This window comes from Mycobacteriales bacterium (assembly GCA_036497565.1).
Lineage (GTDB): Bacteria > Actinomycetota > Actinomycetes > Mycobacteriales > QHCD01 > DASXJE01.
The window spans coordinates 1-3,776 of sequence record DASXJE010000214.1 but is presented as its reverse complement, the minus strand read 5'-3'; the positions used below and the strand labels follow the sequence as shown (position 1 = coordinate 3,776).

General features: G+C 67.8%; 4 protein-coding genes. All 4 read right to left on the bottom strand.

What is annotated here, in order from left to right; all coding sequences use genetic code 11:
* Nucleotides 1-468: ABC transporter permease (locus VGH85_17420; protein HEY2175591.1), on the bottom strand; the 468-nt coding region annotated here is incomplete at its 3' end.
* A complete protein-coding gene (locus tag VGH85_17415; GenBank protein ID HEY2175590.1) occupies nucleotides 465-1,520 on the bottom strand; it encodes a dipeptide ABC transporter ATP-binding protein in 1,056 nt (351 codons plus the stop codon). The genes VGH85_17415 and VGH85_17420, both read right to left, overlap by 4 nt.
* Nucleotides 1,517-2,581 carry an ABC transporter ATP-binding protein gene (locus VGH85_17410; protein ID HEY2175589.1) on the bottom strand — a complete coding sequence of 355 codons (1,065 nt, stop codon included), beginning with the start codon at nucleotides 2,579-2,581 and terminating at the stop codon, nucleotides 1,517-1,519. Before VGH85_17410 ends, VGH85_17415 begins: the two co-directional genes overlap by 4 nt.
* A gap of 6 nt (nucleotides 2,582-2,587) precedes the next feature.
* The coding region (locus VGH85_17405) for an ABC transporter substrate-binding protein (protein HEY2175588.1) at nucleotides 2,588-3,776 on the bottom strand (1,189 nt) is incomplete at its 5' end.

The following is a 3,776-nucleotide window of genomic DNA, read 5'->3' as shown; positions in this document are numbered from 1 at the left end:
CAGCGACAGTACGACGTCCATGAGCCGGGACAGAACGCCGTCGACCGTGCCGGCGAAGTACCCGGCCAGCAAGCCCACGATCACACCCACCAGCACGGCAAGGCCCGCGGCGACCACACCCACCAGCAGGGAGATCCGTGCGCCGTAGATGACCCGGAGGAAGACGTCCCGTCCAAGGTCGTCGGTGCCGAAGTAGAACGTCGAACCCGGACCGACCGGGATGCCGTCCGGGGTAAGTCCCGTCGTCCGGAACTGGGTGTCGGGACTGTGGCCGAGGGCATGGGCGATCAACGGGGCGAAGAGGGCCAACAGCACGATGGCCGTGATCACCACCGCCGACCCGATCGCGACCTTGTCCCGGCGCAGCCGGGCCCACGCCAGTTGCCACGGGCCGCGGCCGTGGATGGCCGAGGGCGCGGCTGGCGTCGCGCCGGAGGTGATGGTCGCGACCGCGGGCGTCGACGTCATGCGGTCCTCCCGGGTTCGCTGTCGGGGATCGGATAGTGACAAGCGAAGGCGTGCGTCGGCACCGCGTTCGGTTCGGAGCCGACCGTCAGCTCGGGATCGTCGATCCGGCATCGCTCCCGCGCTCGAGGGCACCGCGGATGGAACCGGCAGCCGGTCGGTGGGTGGACCGGCGAGGGCACGTCGCCGGTGAGCACGATGCGCGCGCCGTCGTCGACCTGATCGGGGTCCGGGTTGGGGACCGCGGACAGCAGTGCCTGGGTGTACGGGTGGCGAGGATGCGTGAACAGGTCCTCGGTCTCGGCGATCTCCACGATCCGGCCGAGGTACATCACCGCGATCCGGTCGCTGACGTGGCGGACGACGGAGAGGTCGTGGGCGATGAAGAGGTAGGTCAGCCCGAGCTTGCGCTGCAGTTCGGCCAGCAGGTTGATGATCTGGGCCTGGATGGACACGTCGAGCGCGGAGACCGGCTCGTCGCACACGACCAGCTCCGGATTGAGGGCGAGCGCCCGCGCCAACCCGATCCGCTGCCGTTGGCCGCCGGAGAACTCCGTGGGGAAGCGGTTGTAGTGCTCGGGGCTCAGGCCGACCAGTCGCATGAGCTCCTGCACCCGCCGCTTGCGCTCCTCGCCGGAGGCGACTCCGTTGTTGGCGAACGGATCCCCGATGATGGATCCGACCCGGCGGCGCGGATTGAGGGAGCCGTACGGGTCCTGGAAGACCATCTGCATCTTCCGGCGGAGGGGACGCAGCCGCCGTCGGGACAGTGCGGAGATGTCCTGGCCGTCGAACGAGATGGTGCCCGATGTGATGTCGTGAAGCCTGGTGATGCACCGGGCCAGCGTCGACTTGCCGCATCCGGACTCGCCGACCAGGCCGAGGGTCTCGCCGCGGCGCACGGTCAGGTTGATCCCGGCCAACGCGTGCACGTGCTCGCTCGGACGCCCGAACCGGCGGCCGGACCTGACCGGGAACCGCTTCACGATGTCCACCAGTTCCAGCAGTGTCTCCGGGTCGGTCGTGTCGACCCGTGACACGGCCCCCGCGGTCATGCCGACGCCGCCGAATCGACGGCGGTGTCCCGTTCGACCGTGCCGTCGTCGTGCGAGGCGAGGCGGCGGCGCAACACGGCCTGCGCGTCGGTCCCGATCGCGTCCGGCGGCAGCCAGCAGGCGGACACATGGTCCTGTCCACCCTCCACGTCCCGCATCGGCGGCTCGTCGGACCTGCACCGGTCGGTCGCGTAGTCGCACCGCGGCTGGAAGGGGCATCCCGGCGGTATCCGCAGCAGGCTCGGCGGCAGGCCGGGGATCGACCGCAGGGCACTCCCGCGGTCGCCGCGCTGGGGGAGCGAGCTGATGAGACCTTCGGTGTAGGGGTGGTGCGGTTGGTGGTACAACGTTCGCTTGTCGGCGTACTCCAACGGTTTGCCCGCGTACATCACGACGACGCGGTCGGCGACGTCGGCGATCACTCCGAGATCGTGCGTGATCAGGATGACCGCCGTTCCGAACTCCCGCTGCAAACTTTTGATCAGCGTCATGATCTGCGCCTGCACAGTCACGTCGAGAGCCGTCGTCGGCTCGTCGGCGATGAGCAGCTTCGGATTGAGCGCCAGCGCCATCGCGATCATGACCCGCTGGCGCATGCCGCCGGAGAACTGGTGCGGGTAGTCGCGCACCCGCTGCGCCGGGGTCGGAATCCCTACCAGTTCCAACAGTTCGACGGCCCGCTGTCGGGCGTCCTTCCGGCTCACCGACTCGTGGGCCCGGATCATCTCGACGATCTGCCAGCCAACCCGGTAGTTCGGGTGCAGGCTGGACAGTGGGTCCTGGAAGATCATGCCGATCTGAGCGCCTCGGATCCGGCGAAGCTCCGAGGCCGGCGTGGTGAGCAGGTCCCTGCCCTCGAACCGGGCCTGCCCGCTCACCCGCGCGCCGCGGGTCAGTCCGACGATCGTCTGCGTGGAGACGCTCTTTCCCGAGCCCGACTCCCCGACGATGCCGAGCGTCTCGCCCGGCTCGACATCGAAGCTGACACCGCGCACGGCGGGCAGCACACCGTCCGGAGTAGCGAACGACACGTGCAGGTCCTCTACCTCAAGTAGCGACATGAGGGGTTATCCGTTCAGCCACACGTTGGTGATGTCGAAGTTCTCGTTGATCGGGAGGTAGATGGTGTTCTGCAGCCGGGAGGACCTGTAGAGCGGAACATCCACATTGGCCAGTGGGACCAGGGCCGCGTCCCGCATGGTCTGCAGCGACGCCTGCTGCCACAGGTTCGCCACCTGTGACTCCTGTGAACTCGGCAGGGAGAGCGCCTGCTCGATCAGGTTGTTGGTGATCGGGCTGTCGTAGTCGCCGTAGTCCACGGAGTTCGGCCCGTAGTTCGTGCCGTCGGTCATCGGTTGCAGCACGGCCCGGCCGTTGACGCCGAACCAGTCCGGCACCCAGAACAGCAGCGCGATGTCCCAGGTGCCCCGCTGGCTGCTGGACGGGTCGGATATGTAGTGCACGGTGAAGTCGGTCTGGGTGGCCGAGATCATCTGGACGGTGATGCCGGCTGCCAGCAGGTCCGCCTGGATCAGCTGCGCGGTCTGCGGATTGTTCTGGGTGTTCGGGAAGAGCAGCTTGAGGGTGAGCCCGTTCGGGTAGCCGGCGGCGGCCAGCAGTTGCTTCGCCTTCCCCGGATCGCCGTGGTCACCTTCGGTGGGGTAGAGATTGAACGGCTGGAAGCCGACGTCGCCCTTGGCGAGAATCTGGCTCGCCGGCTGCGCGATCTTGCCGCCACCGAGTGTCTGGGCGATCGCGCTCTTGTCGATGGCGTACTCCACGGCCTGTCGGACCTGGAGGTTCTTCATCGCCGAGTTCTGGTCGGGACTCTGCTGGTTGAACACCGCGTAGCTCACCGCGGCGCTGGAGTTGACCGACAGGTTCGGATCGCCGGTCAGTCCGGGCAGGTCCGGTGTGGGCACGACGACGTCCCAGCCCATGTCGGTGGTCCCGGCCTGGATCTGCTGTTGGACGGCCTGCTGGGTCTCACCCTCGTTGATGACGATCTTGTCGACGTAGGCCTTGCGGATCGGGTCGCTGCTGGCTGTCCAGGCCGAGTTGCGGTCCAGCACGATCTGGCTGCCCGGCGTGTACTTGGTGATCTGGTACGGGCCATCGGACAGGACGTGCGCGTCGAACTCCGGGCTGTTCGGCACGTAGTCCAGGTACTCGACGGGCACCGCCGAGGCGAAGGGCTCGGCGATGATGTCGAGGAAGTCGGCGGTGGGGTGGGTGAGCTTGAAGACCATGGTCTTC